Below are 19,006 nucleotides of genomic sequence, written 5' to 3' on the forward strand. Positions count from 1 at the left end.
GAATCATACTCAATAGATATATAAGGGGACTTAGAGTGAACAAGTCGGAACTGATTGATGCTATCGCTGCATCCGCTGATATCCCGAAAGCTGCTGCTGGCCGTGCGCTGGATGCAGTAATCGAATCCGTCACTGGCGCTCTGAAGGCCGGCGACTCCGTAGTACTGGTAGGCTTCGGTACTTTCTCTGTGACTGACCGCCCAGCTCGCACTGGCCGTAACCCACAGACTGGCAAAGCACTGCAAATCGCTGCTGCCAAGAAACCAGGTTTCAAAGCCGGTAAAGCCCTGAAAGAAGCCGTTAACTAAGCTTCGATCAAGCCTTTGCCTACCCGGGTCGGACGCAGGTCTGGCCTGGCAGCGGAGCGGCAGCTGACCCACGTATCCATCGGGTCGCCACGCCGGGGGTGTGGGTTCAAACCCCCGTCCGCTCCGCCAGTTACGAGAAGGCGCATCCTCGGATGCGCCTTTCTTCTATCCGGACTCTACCCACGCTCCACGGTTGCCAATTTTTGAAGTTCAACCGTTTCTGGGGGACGCATGCTGCAAAATATCAGGGACAATTCACAAGGCTGGATTGCCAAGACCATTATCGGGATCATCGTCGCTTTGATGGCGTTCACCGGTATCGAGGCTATTTTTCAGGCTTCGACCAACACCAAGCAGGACGTGGCCAAGGTCAACGGTGAAGAAATCACCCAGACCGAACTGAGCCAGGCTGTCGACATGCAACGTCGCCAGCTGATGCAACAGCTGGGCAAGGATTTCGATGCTTCGCTGCTCGACGAAAAACTGCTGCGCGACGCCGCCCTCAAGGGCCTGATCGATCGCAAGCTGCTGCTGCAAGGCGCGGCTGATTCCAAGTTCGGCTTCTCTGAAGCAGCACTGGACCAGGTCATCCTGCAGACACCGGAATTCCAGGTGGACGGCAAGTTCAGTGCCGAACGCTTTGACCAGGTGATCCGTCAACTGGGCTACAGCCGACTGCAGTTCCGTCAGATGCTGACCCAGGAAATGCTCATCGGCCAGGTTCGCGCAGGCATCGCCGGCAGCGGTTTCGTGACCGACGCCGAGGTGAACGCTTTTGCCCGTCTGGAGAAGCAGACCCGCGATTTCGCCACCGTCAACATCAAGGCCAACCCTGGCGCGGTGAAACTTACCGACGACGAGGTCAAGGCTTACTACGACCAGCACGCCAAGGAGTTCATGACCCCGGACCAGGTGGTCATCGACTATCTGGAGTTGAAGAAGTCGTCCTTCTTCGACCAAGTTGCGGTCAAGGACGAGGAGTTGCAGGCGGCCTATCAGAAAGAAACCGCCAACCTCGCTGAACAGCGTCGTGCGGCGCACATCCTGATTGAAGTCAACGACAAGGTCACCGACGCGCAAGCCAAGGCCAAGATCGAGGAAATCCAGGCGCGCCTGGCCAAGGGCGAGTCGTTCGAAGCCCTGGCCAAGGAGTACTCCCAGGATCCAGGTTCGGCCAACAATGGCGGCGACCTCGGCTTCGCCGGCCCTGGCGTCTACGACCCGGACTTCGAAACCGCCTTGTACGCGTTGAACAAGGACCAGGTCTCGGCGCCGGTGCGCAGCACCTTCGGTTGGCACTTGATCAAGTTGTTGGGCGTTGAAGCACCGCAAGTGCCGACGTTCGCCAGCCTGAAGGACAAGCTGACCCGCGAGCTCAAGACCCAGCAGGTCGAGCAGCGTTTTGTCGAAGCGACCAAGCAATTGGAAGATGCGGCATTCGAAGCCTCTGACCTGGCCCAGCCAGCGTCCGACCTGAAGCTGACCGTGCACACCTCCGCGCCGTTTGGCCGTGAAGGCGGCGAAGGCGTTGCGGCCAACCGTGCCGTGGTCACCGCTGCGTTCAGCCCGGAAGTCCTGGATGAAGGTGCCAACAGCAGCGCCATCGAACTCGACCCGGAAACCATCATCGTGCTGCGTGCCAAAGAGCACCGCAAACCTGCGCAACTGCCGCTGGAAAGCGTTGCTGCGCCGATCCGTGCACAGATGATCAAGGAGCGCGCCAGCGCCGCTGCCAAGACGCATGCCGACGAGTTGATCGCCAGCCTGCGTGATGGCAAGACCCCGCTGAACCAACCGATCGATGGTCAGGCCTGGAAAGTCACTGAAGCGGCTACCCGTAGCCAGGAAGCGATTGACCCGGCCGTGCTGCAAGCCCTGTTCCGCATGCCCAAGCCTGCGGCCAAGGACAAGCCGACCTTTACCACCGTGACCCTGGCTGACGGTAGCCTGGTGATCGTGCGCTTGAACGGCGTCAATGAAGCCGCAGCCCCATCGGAAGAAGAAAAAGCGCAATACCGCCGCTTCCTCGCTTCCCGTGTCGGCCAGCAGGACTTCGCGGCGTACCGCAAGCAGTTGGAAACCAAGGCCGACATCAAGAAGTACTGATGGCGGTTTGAATAAGAAAGCCCCCGGCCAGCAATGACCGAGGGCTTTTTTTTGTGCGCTAGACTGGGGGTTCGCAATCGTCGAGCAAGGAGGTTCACGCGTGTTGATTCAGGAACAGGAAGGCTGGGTGATCCGTCGCGCCACTGAGGCGGATGTTCCTGCGGTGCTGCAGGTGTTTGACGAGATGATTGAGTGGTTTGCGCGCCTGGGCAATAACCATCAATGGGGTACTGAGCCCTGGTCGGCCTCGCCCCGTCGAGTCGCGCAAGTGTCGCAAGCCTGCGCACTGCCGGGTGCCTGGGTGGTAGAGGCCCCGACGGGGCAGATCCTGGCTGCACTGGTGCTGGGCGAGCCGATGCCTTATGTACCAGCGGCGACCGAGCCGGAGGTGTATGTGCGATTGTTGATCGCCGCGCGCGACCCCCGTGTACGCGGCCTGGGGCGGCGCCTGTTGGCATTCGCCGATGACCAGGCGCGCGCAGCCGGTGTCACGCGCCTGCGGGTGGACTGCTACGCCGGCGGCACAGGCGACCTGGTGGGTTTTTATGAGTCGTGCGGCTATACGCGAATCTCAACCTTCAACCTGGAGGGTTGGCCGGGCCAGTTGCTGGGGCGCAGCCTGTAAGGCGCCGACCAGGGCCAGCAGCATCAGCAGTACCACCGCCCACGCAAAGGCCGAGACGCCCCAGCCCTGCAGCAATACGCCGCCGGCCAGGCCGCCGCCGGCTATGCCGAGGTTCCACATGGTCACCAGCATCGATTGCGCAGCGTCCGCCGACGCTCCCGCTGACTTGGCGAGTGCGGTCTGCAGCAAGGCCGGCAGTCCGCCGAACGCCAGGCCCCATAAGGCCACTGCGACATAGATGACGGCGGGGACGTTGATCCAGAACGCCAGGGCCACGGCGATCAGGCCAAACAGCGCACAACTGATCAGCAGCAGTGTGCGCAACCACTGGTCAATCAGCAGCCCAGCCAGCCAGATGCTCAGCAATGCGGCCAAGCCAAACACCAGCAGCACGCGGTCGACGTCGGCGGTAATCCCGGCCGGCACCAACAGTGGGGCGATGTAGGTGTAGAGAATGTTGTGGGCCAGTACGTAGGTAACGGTCACCCACAGCACCGGACGAATGCCGGGTAACCTGAGTACCTGGCGCAGGCCCAGGCGCTGCTGTGCGGGTTGGCCGGCAAAGTCCGGAAGCTGCCAGCGCGCCCACACCAGCAACACCAGCGTCAGCCCGGTCATGATCGCAAAACTCAGGCGCCAGCCGACTAGCGTGCCGAGCAGGGTACCGGCCGGTACGCCCAGGGACAGGGCCAATGGTGCGCCGAGCATCGCGATCGCGATCGCCCGGCCTTGCAGGTGCGGGGCAACCATCCGGCTGGCATAACCGGCCAGCAGTGCCCAGAGCAACCCGGCGAAGACCCCGGCAAAAAAACGCGCTACCAGCGTCAGTCCGTAATGGCTGGACAGCGCGGTCACGCTGTTGACCAGGGCAAAGCCGCCGATGGCAATCAGCAGCAATGGCCGTCGCCGCCAGCCGCGGGTCAGCAGCGTGAGCGGGATGGCCGCCAGCAACGAGCCCAAGGCGTAGAGCGTGACCAATTGGCCGACCAGCGCGGGCGACACGCCGAGGCCTTCGCCCATCTGCGGCAGGAGCCCGGCGGGCATGGCTTCGGTGAGGATGGTGATAAAGCCTGCCGAGGCCAATGCGAGCAAACCGCCGAGCGGCAGTGCGTCACGCTGGGTAACGGGTGGGGAATCGGTGAGTGCGGTCATCAAACTCTATCCATGCAAAAGGGCAAGGCGCCAGAGTAGGGGGCTGTGCACGTCGGAAAAACAGGCTAAGGTTCCGAACTTATCGGACTCAGGCGTCCGCAATCAAAAAGGGCGTGATCATGGACAGCTTGGGCAGCCTCTCGGTTTTCGTGCAGGTGGCGGAAACGCGCAGTTTCACCGCCGCCGGTCGCGTGCTGGGGGTGTCCTCTTCAGCAGTGGGCAAAAGCATTGCACGCATGGAGGAACGCCTCGGCGTGCGGCTGTTTCATCGCAGCACCCGCAGTATCACCTTGACCAGCGAAGGCTCGCTGTTTCTGGAGCGATCACGGCGCATTCTTGCCGAGGTGGAGGCCGCCGAGCGCGAGCTGACCGAGGCCAGCGCAACGCCTCGCGGCAAGCTGCGCATCAGCGTGCCGCAAGTGCGGGGCCTGCTGATGCCGGTGCTCAGCGACTTCATGCGCGCCTATCCGGACATCGAGCTGGATGTGGATTTTTCCGACCGCATGGTGGACGTGATCGAGGAAGGGTTCGATGCGGTGATTCGCACCGGCAAGCCGGAAGATTCGCGCTTGATGGCGCGCCACCTGGGGCATTACCAATTGGTGCTGGTGGGCACCCCGGCTTACTTCCAGCAGCATGGAACGCCGCTGCAGCCCCACCACCTGAGCGAGCATGCCTGCCTGCGCCACAAGTTCTGCGCCACCGGTAAACTCGAGCACTGGCGGCTGCGCCTTGCGCCGGGCACTGCGGAGCCGACCTTGCGCACACCATTGGTCAGCACCACCATCGAGTCGCTCAACCATGTGGTGCACGAGGGCCTGGGCATAGCCTGCCTGCCGGACTACATGGTCAACCAGGCCGTGGCGCAGGGACGCCTGCAACGGGTGCTGGATGACTACCTCGAACACCGGGGCAGTTTCTGGATGCTATGGCCATCAAGTCGCCATGCCTCGGCGAAATTACGCGTGTTTATTGATCATATGTGCGCCGGGCTTTTTCCCACGGCAGCTGTCGTGTAGGCCTGTGACGTTTTACCGACAGGAATGCGCGCGCCAAGCATGCGTTCTGTTGCACAATACCGCCCGGACTGTTTTCCTCAGGATTTTCAATGTCGACATCATTTCACTTGCGTAGCCTCGGGTTGGCGCTGGTGTTGGCGGGCGCCGCGGGCTGCTCGTCACCCAAGACCGCTATTTATGAACATGAGAATTTCGACGACTCCGGTACGTTTTCCCGGGATTATCCGGTCACCGATGTAGCGGCTTGCGAAGCCGCACGCCGGGCCTTGCTGAGCCAGGGCTACATCATCACCAGCAACGATCCGAAACTGGTGGTCGGTAACAAGAGCTTCCAGCAGACCGGCGAGACCCATCTGCAGATCAGCTTCAACGTGGTGTGCGCCGATGATGGCAAAGGCAACAACCACTCGACGATGTTCGCCAATGCCTTGCAGGATCGCTATGCGCTGAAGAAGGTCAACAACTCCGCGAGCCTGGGTGTGGGAGTGTTGGGGTCGGTGTCGATGCCAATCGGCTCCACCGATGACTCGATGGTCAAGGTCGCGAGCGAGACAGTCTCTGCGCCGAAGTTCTACGACCGTTACTTTGCACTGGTGGACGTGTTCCTGCCGCAGGAAGTGAAGAAGGCCGAGCATATTCCCGAGAAGCCCAAGGCTGACCTCGGTGTGCCGGAGCCCAAGACACCCCCAGCCGCCGAAAAGGTCGAGGCGCCGAAGGAAGAACCGGCTGCGCCAGCGGCCTCTGAGCCGGTGGTGCCGGCTCCCGAGGCCGCACCGATTGCGCCGCAGGCCGAACCTGCACCCGCAGCGACTACCTCCGACCTGCCGCCGCCGACAGAGGCGATTCCCCCTCTGCCGACGCCCGCGCAGTAACTCAGACAGCTACGGGATCGACCTTGTCGACGTTGATCCCGTAGCGTTTGATCGCTTCACTGACCTTGTCCCGACCGATCACGCCGTCATCCGCCAGCGCCTTGAGGGCCGCCAGCGCGATGAAGTGCCGGTCCACCTCGAAGAATGCGCGCAACGTTTCCCGGGTGTCCGATTGTCCGAAGCCATCGGTGCCCAGCGCGACAAAGCGTCGAGCGGGAACGAACGGGCGGATCTGATCGGCGAACAGCTTCATGTAGTCCGTTGCGACCACCACGGGCCCCGTGTGCGCTTGCAGGCATTGCTCGACGTAACTCACACGCGGCTCACTGTCCGGATGCAGCAGGTTCCAGCGTTCAACCGCGTGCCCGTCACGGCGCAATTCGGTGAGGCTGGTCACGCTCCACACGGCGCTCTGCACGCCGAAATCCTCGGCGAGCAGGGCGGCGGCGGCGATGACCTCGCGCAGGATCGAACCACTGCCCATCAGTTGCACCTGGGCTTTGGGGCCACCGCTGAGGCGGTACATGCCTTTTAGAATGCCGTCTTCCACTCCGTCCGGCATCGCCGGGTGCGGGTAGTTTTCGTTGAGCAGGGTGATGTAGTAGTAAATGTCCTCCTGTTCGACGTACATGCGCCGCATGCCTTCGCGAATAATCACCGCCAGCTCGTAGGCAAAGGTCGGGTCGTAAGACACGCAGCACGGAATCACCGAGGACAGGATGTGGCTGTGGCCATCGTCATGCTGCAAGCCTTCACCCATCAGCGTGGTGCGCCCGGCCGTGGCGCCGAGCAGGAAGCCGCGTGCCCGTGCATCGCCAGCAGCCCACGCCAGGTCACCGACGCGCTGGAAGCCGAACATCGAATAGAAAATATAGAACGGCACGGTCATCAGGCCGTGGTTGCTGTAGGACGTACTCGCCGCGATCCATGAGGAAATAGCGCCGGATTCATTCAGGCCTTCCTGCATGATCTGTCCGTCCTTGCTCTCCTTGTAGTAGCTCAGTTGCCCGGCGTCCTGTGGCGTGTAGAGCTGGCCGACGGCCGAGTGGATGCCGATCTGGCGGAACAGGCTTTCCATGCCAAAGGTGCGTGACTCGTCCGGCACGATGGGCACGACCAGCTTGCCCAGGTGCGGGTCCTTGAGCAGGGTGCCGAGGATGCGCACGAAGGCCATGGTGGTCGAGATCGCGCGGTCACCGGTGTCCTTGAGCTGGGTGGCGAAGGCGCTCAGTTCGGGGATCTGCAACGCTTGGACCGCCGCGTGCCGCGCTGGCACATAGCCGCCCAACGCCTGGCGTCGTGCCGCGAAGTAGCGTGCTTCCTCGCTGTCGGCGGCCGGCTTGAGGTAGGGGATTGCGTCGAGTTGATCGTCAGCCACTTCCAGGTCGAAACGGTCGCGGAAGGCCTTGACGGCGTCGGCGCCCATTTTTTTCAGCTGGTGGTTGATGTTCTGGCCTTCGCCGGCTTCGCCCATGCCGAAGCCCTTGACGGTTTTCGCCAGGATCACCGTCGGGCGTCCCGTGTGGCGAACGGCTGCCGCATAAGCGTTGTAGACCTTGTCCGGGTCATGGCCGCCGCGTGAGAGTTTCCAGATTTCGTCGTCGGACATATCCGCAACCAGTGCGAGCAATTCCGGATATTTGCCGAAGAAGTGTTCGCGCACGTAGGCACCGTTCTGCGACTTGTAGTTCTGATAGTCGCCGTCCACGCATTCCATCATGCGTTGGCGCAGCAGGCCGCTCTGGTCTTTTTCCAGCAGCGCGTCCCAGCCGCCGCCCCAGATCACCTTGATCACGTTCCAGCCGGCGGCGCGGTACAGGCTTTCGAACTCCTGGATCACCTTGGCATTGCCACGCACGGGGCCGTCGAGGCGCTGCAGGTTGCAATTGACCACGAAGATCAGGTTGTCGAGTTTCTCGCGACCGGCCAGGGAGATGGCGGCCAGGGATTCCGGCTGGTCCATTTCGCCATCACCGAGGAATGCCCACACCTTGCGGCCCTGGTGCTGCTTGAGGCCGCGCAGTTCCAGGTAGCGCATGAAGCGCGCCTGGTAGGCCGAAGTGATCGGCCCAAGGCCCATGGACACGGTGGGGAATTGCCAGAAGTCCGGCATCAGCCGCGGGTGAGGGTAGGACGAAATACCGTCGACACCGGCCTCGCGGCGGAAATTGTCCAGCTGGGCTTCGCTGATACGGCCTTCGAGGTAAGCGCGCCCGTAGATGCCCGGTGAGGAATGGCCTTGGATATACACGAGGTCGCCGTCGAAGGTGTCGGTACGGCCACGGAAGAAGTGGTCAAAGCCTACGTCGTACAGCACGGCGGCCGACGCATAAGTCGCGATATGCCCACCCACACCTGAGTGTTTGCCTGCACGCAACACCATGGCCATGGCGTTCCAGCGGATAAACGCATTGGTGCGTCGCTCAATGGCGAGGTTGCCGGGGTAGGGCAACTGCCGGTCCACCGGGATGGTGTTGATGTAGGGCGTGGTGACGCGCCCGTAGAAGTCGCCATGCCGCGCCACGTCGAAATCCAGCAATTGATCGATCAGGTAGTGGGCGCGCGGGCGGCCTTCGGTGGACAGCACCGATTCGATGGACTCCAGCCACTCGCGGGTTTCCTGTGGATCGTCATCGCGGCGGACTGCGTTGTTCGGGGTCATGGGAGGCTCCAGGGTAGGCGGATTTCAAGTGGCGGTCTCCTTGTGGGAGTGCCGTCAAAAGTAATTGCAATTGCAACTACATGGCCGAATCTAGCGCGGGATGAGCTACTATTGCAACCTTCTTGAAATTCCCCGGATGGTGTTGCATGTCGTCGAAAGAGCCTGATGTCTGGTTCCGCTTTGTCAGGGCCCACAGGACGGTCATCCGTGAAATCGAGCGCCGCCTGGCCGCGGCCGACTTGCCGCCCTATGCCTGGTACGACGCGCTGTGGGGCCTGGAAAGCGGCCCCGACGGTACCCGCCGCATGCACGAATTGGCCGACGTGCTGGCCATCGAGCGCTACAACCTCACTCGCCTGGTGGACCGCCTGGAAAAGGACGGCCTGGTGCTGCGTTCGCGCTCCGACGGTGATGGCCGCGCGGCGTTTGCCTCGATCACCGACGCCGGCCGGGTGCTGCGCAAAAAAATGTGGACGATCTACGAAAGCACGGTGGACGAGTTATTCCTGTCGCAGATCGAGCCGGAGCAGCGCCAGGCCTTCGCCGACGCACTGGAACGCACTGCCGGGCTGGCGATGGACGCGGGCGTCCAGACCCGCAGTCGCCGCAAAACCTGACGCCCCACGAAGAAACCGTGTAGGTGCCGGCCTGCCATCAAGCGCATTTCAATGCATAGCGATTCATCGCGTCCTGTACGTGCAGCGCGTCGATCCGCCCTTCATCCGCCAACGCCCTGAGCGCCGATACCACTATCCAATACTGACTCGGCGCCTCCGCCTGCACCGACCCCGCGCCCAACGCGACGAAGCGTGCATCCACGTGCGCCCTTAACTGATCGACAATCGCTTGCGGATAGCCGGTGACGGCAACCACCGGCGCGCGACTTCCCGCCAGGCACTCACGCAAGTGACAGCTGCGTTTGGGCGCGCCCGGATGCAGACGATTCCAGCGTTCGGCGGCCGCTGCCTCGCGGGCCAGCCGTGTGTAGCTGGGGCAACTCCAGAGCTGTGCGCTGATGTTCCAGTCCTGCTCCAGCAGGCGCGCGGCCTGCACCACCGCTTCCAATGCATGGCCCGCACCGAGCAGGCGCACATCCGCGCCTTCACGCCGGATCGGGTACATGCCCTTGAGCGCATCCTCACGCGCCTGCTCCGCCATCGGCACCGCGCTTTCATGGTCGTGCAGGGCCAGGTAATAGAACCCCGGCTGGCCGTCGACGTACAACGCGCGCAACCCCGCCAGCACAATCGCCCGCGCTTCGTCGCCCGAGGCCGGGTCATACGGGGTGCAGCGCGGGTTGGTGGCCAGCCACAACGGCAGCGAAGGTTGTGCGCCCCGGGGCCAGGGCGAGGGCTGGTTCTCGATGTCGTTGCACAAGATGCCGCGCTGCGCGGTCTCGTCCGACAGCGCACTCAGCTGCGCCGATGACATGGCGCTGTGCAGGTACAACAGCGGCTTTTCCCCGGTGTTGCGCGCGAACCAACTCGGCCAATTACTGACGCGCCGGGAGCGCGACTGGCCACGGATCACCCAGGCCTGGCGACTCAATTCCAGGGTATTGGCCATGGTCATCACGGCATACAGCGGTGAGCTGCGCGCATGTTCGGTCGTGGTCAGCGCGTTGATGCACAGCTGCGCGGCGTTTGCGGTAGAGGCGGGCATGGGGGCAAGGCTCCTGGCAACAGAGACTCGTACCCTACTGGAAATATGATTGCATTTGCAATGATTGCAATCGCACCTCAACGGCGAGGTGCTAAATCAGCCCGACGCTGCTACGTTTAATCTGCACGTGCAGGAACGTCATCGCATCGACTTTTTTTCGTCATCACGGCACTTTAGGCTGGCAGTGCAGGTCATTTATCTGCAGCCGCTTTTCAATCAAACAAGGAGTCCACGATGGACGATTACCAGGAAGAACTGCTCGAGTACCACGCGATTGAGTTGGACCCGCTGGAACCCGCAGACGATGCAACAGAGCTGTAAGACCGACTTCAGGCGGAATGCCGCTGACTGCGGCGAAATTCCCCTGGGGTCTGGTTGTTCCACCGCCTGAAGGCGCGTTGAAACGCCTGGGCCGAGGCAAAACCGAGCAGGTAGGCGATTTCGCCGAACGCCAGTTCCGTATCGCGAATGTAGGTCATGGCCAAATCGCGACGGGTATCGTTGAGAATCGCGCGAAACTGAGTGCCTTCTTCGGCCAGTTTGCGGCGCAGCGTCCAGGTTGGCAGCTTCAAGCGTGCCGCCACTTCTTCCAGGTCGGGTTCCCGGCCGCCATTGAGCATCGGCCCGAGCAAACGGGTAATGCGCTCGCGCAGGCTGCGGGTGCGGGTCAATTGCTCCAGTTCGCGTTCACACAATTGCAGCAACAGTTGCCAGGTGCTCGGGCAATGCTGTGGATTGCGCAGCGCCAGGGTCGGTTGGCTCAAGCGCAGTTGATTGACCTCGGCCCCAAACTGGATCGGACTGTCGCCCAGCATGCTGTATTGCTCGCTGTAGTCGGGCGCTTCGAATTCGATCTCGACCTTCTGCGCCTGCACCGGTTGCTGGGCCAGGCCCGACAATTGGTGCAGCCAGCCGGCGATGATCGAGTCCACCACAAAGCGGTTATAGGCGTTGTACGGGCTGATGGAATAGAAGCGCAGCCAAGCGCCTTCGGCGTCTTCGTGAAAGCTCGATTGCCCTCGATAGTTGGAGCCGTACAACGCCTCGAAGCGTGTCAGCGTGCGGGCGGCCTCGCGCACGTTGGGCGCCTGGGCGGCGGTGACTCCGGCCAGCCCGGCCTGGCTCAGGCGGCTGAGCTGGCCCATGCGCAGGCCCAGGGCGGGGTCGCCGGTGAGCTGGATGGCCGCGTGGCCCAGGCGCATGTAGCGTGGGATCGACAAGCGTGCGCCAGCCTCGGCGAGACGCGCCGGGTCCAGGCCGTATTGCAGCAGCAGCGGCTGGGGGTCGAGGCCGTGACTGTGGATGGCGTCTGCCAGGGTGTGCACGAAGCCCACCGACAGATCCCCCAACCGGACCGGTTTCACAGCCAGATATTCAACAGGCGTGCGCCACGGGCCTCGCCGTCGGCGTTGATCTGCCCGTTGTTGCTGAGAAAGCTGTGGCCGGCGGTGCCCAAGTCCCAGAACTGCCCGCGCAGGAATACGCTCATGCCGGCCGTGGCGTGGCTGACGGGCGACTGGCTGATCAGCGTGAGGCGACGCCACGCCTCGCCTTCGCTGAGCTCTTCGGGCTTGAGGCTGATTTCGGTCGGCGTCGACACGCTTTTGAAGCCGCGCCATGGGCGATCCCAGGTATCGCGGCCGAGCACAAAGGCGGGCACCGCGATCAGTTGCGCGCCTTGCTCGTTGAGCTTGCGGTAGTTGTCCGGGTACCAGCTGTCACTGCCGACCAGCACACCGAGGCGGCCGGCCGGGGTGTCGACCACGCTGACGACGTTTTCGTCACCCGGTTGGATAAAACCGCGTTCATCGTAGATCGGGTAGAGCTGGCGCTGCGGATCGCCAAGCGGCAAGCCGTCAGCATTGAAGACCACGCTGGCGTTATAGAGCGCGCCCGAGCCGATTTGCAGTTGTCCCTGGCTGACACTGGGGTTGGGCAGGGTGATGGAGCCGGCCACCAGGGTCACGCCAAATTCCTTGGCCAGGCCGCCGAACAGCAACTGATAGTCGCGGGCCATGCCCTTGGCTTTCATGCGCAGGTAGGCGTCGTCGGTGCGGCTGTCGCCGGTGGCGCTGATCCAGGCGCGCAGGAACAGCACGGGGTTGCTGACGGACAGCCAGTTCATCGCGTCCTTCACGTGCAGGGCCTGGTACACCTCGTTCTTTTCGCCGGTGAGCATCAGCCACGTGCCGATGTGTTCCGGCAGCACCACGATGGTCTTGTCGTTGATCAGCCCCTGGTCACGGGCTTTTTGCAGGTAGGCCGCGAGCTTCAGGTGCAGGCGTTCCAGGCTCTGGTAGTCGGCGGGAAACAGCTCAGGCTGGATGCCCAGCAAGTTGCCGCGGTCGGCAGGCAGGCCTTCGTTGACGGCGAGGGTGATGCGCAGGTCCGACAGGTAATGCGCCACGGGGCGCTCCTGGGTCCAGACCAGATACGCGGCGATGGCGGCAACCAGGGCCATGGTGACGGTAAAAGCTAGAAGTTTACGCATGGGGCAACAGACAACAGACCGAGTGCGGGGTTCGCCGACTAGGGTAGGGCCCATGCACCCGCTTGCCAAGGGGCGCTGTGCATTTGGATCAATAACTTGTCAGTTTCAGTCATTGAGCGCCGGCGGGCGGGCTCTTAGTCTGTGGGACATAAACCGATGGCACACCGTTCGAGTGCGCCACGTCCCGTGATGATCCGTTGTGGAGCTGTACCATGACCGCTGCTGCCTACCCGCACCTGCTGGCCCCGTTGGACCTGGGTTTTACCACCTTGCGCAACCGCACCCTGATGGGGTCGATGCACACTGGCCTGGAAGAAAAGCCCGGCGGCTTCGAACGCATGGCCGCTTATTTTGCCGAGCGTGCGCGTGGCGGCGTCGGCCTGATGGTCACCGGCGGCATTGGCCCGAACGATGAAGGCGGGGTGTATGCCGGCGCGGCCAAGCTGACCACCGACGAAGAGGCGCAGAAGCACAAGATCGTGACGAAGGCCGTGCACGAGGCGGGCGGCAAGATCTGCATGCAGATCCTCCACGCCGGCCGTTATGCCTACAGTCCCAAGCAGGTGGCGCCCAGCGCGATCCAGGCGCCGATCAACCCGTTCAAGCCCAAGGAGTTGGACGAGGAGGGCATCGAGAAGCAGATCCAGGATTTTGTCACCTGCTCGCTGCTGGCCCAGGTTGCCGAGTACGACGGCGTGGAAATCATGGGGTCCGAAGGCTACTTCATCAACCAGTTCCTCGCCGCGCACACCAACCAGCGTACCGACCGTTGGGGCGGCAGCTACGAAAACCGCATGCGCCTGGCGGTGGAGATCGTGCGCCGCGTGCGGGAAGCCGTCGGCCCGAACTTCATTATTATCTTCCGCCTGTCGATGCTCGACCTGGTTGAAGGCGGCAGCACCTGGGAAGAAATCGTGCAGTTGGCCAAGGCCATCGAACAGGCCGGTGCGAGCATTATCAACACCGGTATCGGCTGGCACGAAGCGCGCATCCCGACCATTGCCACCAAGGTGCCGCGTGGCGCGTTCAGCAAAGTCACCGCCAAGCTGCGCGGCGCGGTGCAGATTCCGCTGATCACCACCAACCGTATCAACACGCCGGAGATTGCCGAGCAGATCCTCGCTGAGGGCGATGCCGACATGGTCTCGATGGCGCGGCCGTTCCTGGCCGATCCGGAGTTCGTCAACAAGGCCGCCGCCGGGCGCGCGGACGAAATCAACACCTGCATCGGCTGCAACCAGGCCTGTCTGGACCACACCTTTGGCGGCAAGCTGACCACCTGCCTGGTCAACCCGCGCGCCTGCTACGAAACCGAGCTGAACTACCTGCCGGTCAAGCAGATCAAGAAGATCGCCGTGGTCGGCGCCGGTCCTGCGGGCCTGGCGGCAGCCACCGTGGCGGCCGAACGCGGCCATCAGGTGACATTGTTCGACTCGGCCAGCGAGATCGGCGGCCAGTTCAATATCGCCAAGCGCGTGCCCGGCAAGGAAGAGTTCTTCGAAACCCTGCGCTACTTCAAGCGCAAATTGCAGACCACCCACGTCGAGCTGTGCCTCAACACCCGCGTGGATGTCGCGCAACTGGCGGCGGGCGGTTATGACGAGATCATCCTCGCTACTGGCATCGCGCCGCGCACGCCGGCGATCCCCGGCATCGACAACGCCAAGGTGCTGAGCTACCTGGACGTGATCCTCGAACGCAAGCCGGTCGGTAAGCGCGTGGCGGTGATCGGCGCCGGCGGTATCGGTTTCGATGTGTCGGAATTCCTCGTGCACCAGGGCGTGTCCACCAGCCTGGACCGCGAAGCATTCTGGAAGGAGTGGGGCATCGACACCCAGTTGCAGGCGCGTGGCGGTGTGGCCGGTATCAAGCCGCAACCGCATGCCCCGGCGCGTGAAGTGTTCCTGCTGCAGCGCAAGACCTCCAAAGTCGGCGATGGCCTCGGCAAGACCACCGGCTGGATCCACCGTACTGGCCTGAAGAACAAGCAGGTGCAGATGCTCAACAGCGTCGAGTACCTGAAGATCGATGACCAGGGCCTGCATATCCGCATTGGTGCCGAGGGCGAGCCGCAGGTGCTGGCGGTGGACAATATCGTCATCTGCGCCGGGCAAGACCCGCTGCGTGAACTGCAGGACGGCTTGGTTGCGGCCGGCCAGAACGTGCACCTGATCGGTGGCGCCGACGTGGCGGCCGAGCTGGATGCCAAGCGCGCCATCAACCAGGGCTCGCGCCTCGCCGCCGAGCTGTAAGACGACGAAAGGGGCGGTGGTAGACTACCGCCCCTTTTTGCATGCAGACCCTTCCCGATGGGCCCCTTCGATTGGCTTCCCTACGCTCCGCTTGAACCTGTGCAGCTCGATTGGCTGGACGGCGTCGAGCTGGCCGTGCTGCGCCTGGACCGCATCGACTCGCTGATCAGCGGCAACAAGTGGTTCAAGCTCACCGAGCACCTCGCGCAAGGTCGGGCTGCTGGCGCCAGTGGGATCATCAGCCTGGGTGGCGCGCATTCCAACCATCTGCATGCGCTGGCGGCGGCGGGCAAGCGCTTTGGCTTTGCTACCGTCGGCCTGCTGCGTGGCCATGCGCAAGACACCCCCACCGTCCTCGACCTCAACGCCTTCGGCATGCAGTTGCACTGGCTGGGCTATGGCGGCTATCGCGCGCGGCATGCGCCGGATTTCTGGGGGCCGTGGCGCGAGCAGTATCCACACCTGCACCCGGTGCCCGAAGGTGGCGGTGGCCTGGCGGGAGCGTTGGGCTGTGCGGTACTGGTGGAGCAGGTGCGCGCGCAATTGAGCGACATCGGCTGGGCGGATTATGACGGCTGGTGGCTGGCAGCGGGCACTGGTACCACGCTGGCGGGACTGGTGCTGGCGGAGGCGGGCGCGCATCCGGTGTATGGCGCGCTGGCGGTGCCCGATGACCACGGGGTGGCGCAGCAGGTACAGGCGCTGGTGCAGCACGGTTATCAATTGCTGGAGGCCAGCCGGGGCGGCTTTGCCAAGGTTGATCCGGAGTTGCTGGCCTTTATCGACGCCACCGAACAAGCCTGTGGCCTGCCGCTGGAGCCGCTCTACACCGGCAAGGCGTTGCTGGCGCTGAAGCAGCAGATTGAAGCCCGCCGCTTCGTCTGCGGTACGCGCCTGATCTTTGTCCACACCGGCGGCTTGCAAGGCCGCCGGGGTTTCCCATCGTTGAGCTCAGGGCATCCGCGAGTGTGATCCAGCAGTCGATGGCGTTACTGAATGCTCCCTCGCTTGCCGGGCATCATGCGCAACGCCGTGTTGTCACGCAGGATGTAATGATGAGCGATCCCCGCCAGCGCATGCAGCCCGATCAGCCAGTAGCCGATCTTGCCGAACAGCACGTGCCAGCTTTCAATCTCCTTGGCCAACCCTTTGTTTTCGGCAATCAGCGGCGGCAACTCGATGCCGTAGAACATCACCGAATGGCCTTCGGCACTGACGATCAACCAACCGGCAATCGGCATACCGATCATCAAGGCATACAGCGCGATATGCATCAGGGTGGCGAGCAGGGTTTGCCATTGCGGCGGCGCCGGCACGATCTTCGGCGCCACCCCCAGGCTGCGCGCAAACAGGCGTAGCCACACCAGCACAAACACGGTGAGGCCGAACATGAAGTGCATCTCGACGATCAGCGTCCGCGCGCCGCTGCCTTTGGGAAACTGGCCGCGCAGCTCAATGCAGGCGTAGACCACCGCCAGCAGCACCACCATCAACCAGTGCAACGCGATCGACATGGTGCTGTAACGCGTATCGGAATTTTTCCACGGCATCGCTGTGTTCCTCACTCATCAGGGCAAACCGGTGGCGAGGGAGCAAACTCCCTCGCCACCGGTACAGTTTCATCACTGGACAACATTGCGTTCTTGGGTGACGCAGTGACTTAACTGTATGCCGGTTTTGAGCGCTTTGCCTGGCGCGATTGCCGTTGTCTTGACCTCGATCAGTGGCTTTGCGGCATTTCACCGCGGGCCAGGCGCTGGTTGATGTCGGTGATCACTGCCGGCAGCTCGTTGATCGTGTCGATCAGGTAGTGCGGGCGCGAGCCTTTGAACATCGCCTCGATGCGCTTGCGTTCGCTGGCCAGCGTGGCGGCGTCGAGTGCGCGGAACTGCTCGTAGGTCAGGCCCAGCGCGTTGCCGGAGCAGGTCAGGGCCACCGTCCACATGCCGGCGCGACGGCCTTCGAGGATGCCGGGCACGGTGTCGTCGACCTTCACGCAGGCGGCGACATCATCAATGCCCAGGGCGATTACGTTGGCCAGGGCCTGGGCCGGCCAAGGGCGGCCGTTGGGCACTTCGTCGGTGGCCACCACGTGGTCGGCGATGTAGCCGTTGGTGGCGGCCAGGGCGACGACCTTGTCCATCACTTGCTTGGGGTAACCGGAGCAGGAACCGATCTTGATGCCTTGCACACGCAGCCGTGCGATCGTGTCGAGGGCACCGGGGATCAGCGCCGAGTGTTCGGCGATCTTCTCGATCTGCAGCGGCATGAAGCGCTGGTAGATGGCGGTCACGTCGTCATCGGTGGGCGTGCGGCCGAAGGCCTTGCGGTAGCGTTCGGCGACTTGCGGCTGGTCGCAGAGGGTGCGGATGTGGTCCCACTTGCCCATGCCCATCGGGCCACGGGCTTCTTCGATGGAGACTTGCACATCGAACTCGGCAAAGGCCTCGACGAAAATCTGCGTGGGCGCGAAGGAGCCGAAATCGACCACGGTGCCGGCCCAATCGAGGATCACGGCCTGCAGGGTGTTGGGGTTCTGATAGTTCATACACGAATCCTGTAGAAGCTGGCTTGCCAGCGCTGAACGAAAATGAGGGGTTACAGAAGAACTGCGTCGCCGGTGATCGCCGACAAGCCGGCTCCTGCAGGTTCGAGCACATGCATGTCTTGCAGTGTTTGCGCGATCGCCCTGACCGCTGCCTGCATGCCTGTCGCATCGACGTGGCCGATGCAGCCCACGCGGAAGGTTTCGACCTGGGTCAATTTGCCTGGGTACAGAATGAAACCCTTGGCCTTGACCCGCTCGTAGAAGTCCTTGAACTGGTAGCGCGCGTCTCGCGGGGCGTGGAAGGTGACGATGATCGGCGCCTGGATCTCGGCCGGCAGGAAGCTGCGCAGGCCGAGTGCGGCCATGCCGTCGAGCAGCGCCTGGCAGTTGTCGGCGTAGCGTTGATGGCGCGCGGGCAGGCCGCCTTCTTCGGCGTATTGCAGCAGCGCTTCGTGCAGCGCCGCGACCACGTGCGTCGGCGGGGTAAAGCGCCATTGGCCGGTCTTGACCATGTAGCTGTGCTGGTCGAACAGGTCCATCGCCAGGGAGTGGCAGTTGCCCTGGGCGGCGGCGAGGGCCTGTTTTTCGGTGAAGACGAAGCCCATGCCCGGCACGCCTTCCAGGCATTTGCCCGAGGCGGCGATCAGCGCATCGAACGGCACTTCACGGGCATCGATCGGCAGCGCGCCGAAGGAACTCATGGCGTCGATGATCAGGCGCTTGCCGTGGTCCTTGACCACTTGGGCGATCTCCGGCAACGGGTTGAGAATGCCGGTGCTGGTTTCGCAGTGGATCAACGCGACATGGGTGATGGCCGTGTCGGCGCGCAGCAGGCGGTCGACGTCGGCGGCGGTGGTGGGCTGGTCTTCGGCGGTTTCAAAGGTGCTGAAGTCGCGGCCGAGTACTTCGCAGATTTTTGCCAGGCGCTTGCCGTAGGCGCCGTTGATCAGCACCAGGACCTTGCCGTTACGCGGCACCAGGGTGCCGATGGCGGCTTCGACGGCGAAGGTGCCGCTGCCTTGCAGGGGCACGCAATGGTGGCTGTCGGTGCCGTGAAGGATCGCCAGCAGTTGCGAGCAGACGCTGGCAGTGAGGGCATTGAAACGGTCATCCCAGGACCCCCAATCCACCATCATCGCCTGACGCGTGCGGTTCGATGTGGTCAAGGGGCCAGGGGTCAGCAGGATCGGCGCGGCAGTGGTCATCTCAAGTCCTCGCAAGGCATCGGGGTTGAATCTACGGGGCCTAAATTGCAGTTTGGCTTGTCATCAATCAAATTGTTTGTTGTTATGCGAGCTATCAGTGAGGC

16 protein-coding genes are annotated in these 19,006 nt (G+C 63.0%); 8 read left to right on the plus strand and 8 right to left on the minus strand.

The features are described from left to right. The first annotated feature begins 20 nt into the window (after nucleotides 1-20). The 3 genes from AC07SI_RS23265 (at nucleotide 21) to AC07SI_RS23275 (ending at nucleotide 3,039) form a co-directional block, all read left to right on the plus strand. Nucleotides 21-308, plus strand: coding sequence for an HU family DNA-binding protein (locus AC07SI_RS23265; RefSeq protein WP_221034285.1), 288 nt, complete (start codon nucleotides 21-23; stop codon nucleotides 306-308). Nucleotides 309-539: 231 nt separating this feature from the next. After that, nucleotides 540-2,414 carry a SurA N-terminal domain-containing protein gene (locus AC07SI_RS23270; protein ID WP_065901161.1) on the plus strand — a complete coding sequence of 625 codons (1,875 nt, stop codon included), beginning with the start codon at nucleotides 540-542 and terminating at the stop codon, nucleotides 2,412-2,414. A 100-nt stretch (nucleotides 2,415-2,514) separates the two neighbouring features. Next, complete coding sequence (locus AC07SI_RS23275) at nucleotides 2,515-3,039, plus strand: GNAT family N-acetyltransferase (RefSeq protein WP_495006579.1); 525 nt, start codon at nucleotides 2,515-2,517, stop codon at nucleotides 3,037-3,039. On the opposite strand, the gene AC07SI_RS23280 is transcribed toward AC07SI_RS23275, so the two are convergent. Beyond that, entirely contained in the window at nucleotides 2,986-4,191 is a 1,206-nt protein-coding gene (locus AC07SI_RS23280) for an MFS transporter (protein ID WP_495006580.1), read from the minus strand. The genes AC07SI_RS23275 and AC07SI_RS23280 overlap by 54 nt on opposite strands. Nucleotides 4,192-4,310: 119 nt before the next feature. On the opposite strand from AC07SI_RS23280, the gene AC07SI_RS23285 reads away from it, so the two are divergent. Both AC07SI_RS23285 and AC07SI_RS23290 read left to right on the plus strand, forming a co-directional pair. Beyond that, complete coding sequence (locus tag AC07SI_RS23285) at nucleotides 4,311-5,210, plus strand: LysR family transcriptional regulator (RefSeq protein WP_495006581.1); 900 nt, start codon at nucleotides 4,311-4,313, stop codon at nucleotides 5,208-5,210. Between the two features lie 89 nt (nucleotides 5,211-5,299). Then, complete coding sequence (locus AC07SI_RS23290; protein WP_495006582.1) at nucleotides 5,300-6,082, plus strand: DUF2242 domain-containing protein; 783 nt, start codon at nucleotides 5,300-5,302, stop codon at nucleotides 6,080-6,082. Between the two features lies 1 nt (nucleotide 6,083). On the opposite strand, the gene aceE is transcribed toward AC07SI_RS23290, so the two are convergent. Then, nucleotides 6,084-8,744 carry a pyruvate dehydrogenase (acetyl-transferring), homodimeric type gene (gene aceE / locus AC07SI_RS23295; RefSeq protein WP_495006583.1) on the minus strand — a complete coding sequence of 887 codons (2,661 nt, stop codon included), beginning with the start codon at nucleotides 8,742-8,744 and terminating at the stop codon, nucleotides 6,084-6,086. 146 nt (nucleotides 8,745-8,890) lie between these two features. On the opposite strand from aceE, the gene AC07SI_RS23300 reads away from it, so the two are divergent. Then, nucleotides 8,891-9,361, plus strand: coding sequence for a MarR family winged helix-turn-helix transcriptional regulator (locus AC07SI_RS23300; RefSeq protein WP_065901148.1), 471 nt, complete (start codon nucleotides 8,891-8,893; stop codon nucleotides 9,359-9,361). 37 nt (nucleotides 9,362-9,398) lie between these two features. Here the strand turns inward: AC07SI_RS23300 and AC07SI_RS23305 are convergent, their stop codons facing one another. The 3 genes from AC07SI_RS23305 to AC07SI_RS23315 all read right to left on the minus strand — a co-directional run bounded on the left by AC07SI_RS23305 (nucleotide 9,399) and on the right by AC07SI_RS23315 (nucleotide 12,897). Beyond that, nucleotides 9,399-10,406: a transketolase-like TK C-terminal-containing protein gene (locus tag AC07SI_RS23305; RefSeq protein ID WP_495006584.1), complete on the minus strand. Its 1,008-nt coding sequence runs from the start codon at nucleotides 10,404-10,406 to the stop codon at nucleotides 9,399-9,401. Between the two features lie 329 nt (nucleotides 10,407-10,735). Then, the gene (locus AC07SI_RS23310; RefSeq protein ID WP_065901145.1) at nucleotides 10,736-11,770 is read right to left on the minus strand and encodes an AraC family transcriptional regulator; all 1,035 of its coding nucleotides are present in this window, start codon (nucleotides 11,768-11,770) and stop codon (nucleotides 10,736-10,738) included. Then, the gene (locus AC07SI_RS23315; RefSeq protein WP_065901143.1) at nucleotides 11,767-12,897 is read right to left on the minus strand and encodes a carbon-nitrogen hydrolase family protein; all 1,131 of its coding nucleotides are present in this window, start codon (nucleotides 12,895-12,897) and stop codon (nucleotides 11,767-11,769) included. The genes AC07SI_RS23310 and AC07SI_RS23315 overlap by 4 nt, the downstream gene beginning before the upstream one ends. A 212-nt stretch (nucleotides 12,898-13,109) precedes the next feature. On the opposite strand from AC07SI_RS23315, the gene AC07SI_RS23320 reads away from it, so the two are divergent. After that, nucleotides 13,110-15,149 carry an NADPH-dependent 2,4-dienoyl-CoA reductase gene (locus tag AC07SI_RS23320; RefSeq protein ID WP_106803355.1) on the plus strand — a complete coding sequence of 680 codons (2,040 nt, stop codon included), beginning with the start codon at nucleotides 13,110-13,112 and terminating at the stop codon, nucleotides 15,147-15,149. Between the two features lie 57 nt (nucleotides 15,150-15,206). Beyond that, nucleotides 15,207-16,121: a 1-aminocyclopropane-1-carboxylate deaminase/D-cysteine desulfhydrase gene (locus AC07SI_RS23325; protein WP_495006585.1), complete on the plus strand. Its 915-nt coding sequence runs from the start codon at nucleotides 15,207-15,209 to the stop codon at nucleotides 16,119-16,121. Between the two features lie 17 nt (nucleotides 16,122-16,138). Here the strand turns inward: AC07SI_RS23325 and AC07SI_RS23330 are convergent, their stop codons facing one another. From AC07SI_RS23330 to AC07SI_RS23340, 3 genes are all read right to left on the minus strand, one after another. Beyond that, the gene (locus AC07SI_RS23330; protein ID WP_495006586.1) at nucleotides 16,139-16,699 is read right to left on the minus strand and encodes a cytochrome b; all 561 of its coding nucleotides are present in this window, start codon (nucleotides 16,697-16,699) and stop codon (nucleotides 16,139-16,141) included. 170 nt (nucleotides 16,700-16,869) lie between these two features. Further along, a complete protein-coding gene (gene phnX / locus AC07SI_RS23335; RefSeq protein WP_065901139.1) occupies nucleotides 16,870-17,697 on the minus strand; it encodes a phosphonoacetaldehyde hydrolase in 828 nt (275 codons plus the stop codon). A 50-nt stretch (nucleotides 17,698-17,747) separates the two neighbouring features. Further along, nucleotides 17,748-18,902: a 2-aminoethylphosphonate--pyruvate transaminase gene (locus AC07SI_RS23340; protein ID WP_495006587.1), complete on the minus strand. Its 1,155-nt coding sequence runs from the start codon at nucleotides 18,900-18,902 to the stop codon at nucleotides 17,748-17,750. Between the last annotated feature and the right edge of the window lie 104 nt (nucleotides 18,903-19,006).

It is taken from the genome of Pseudomonas sp. GW821-FHT05D12, from assembly GCF_059419825.1.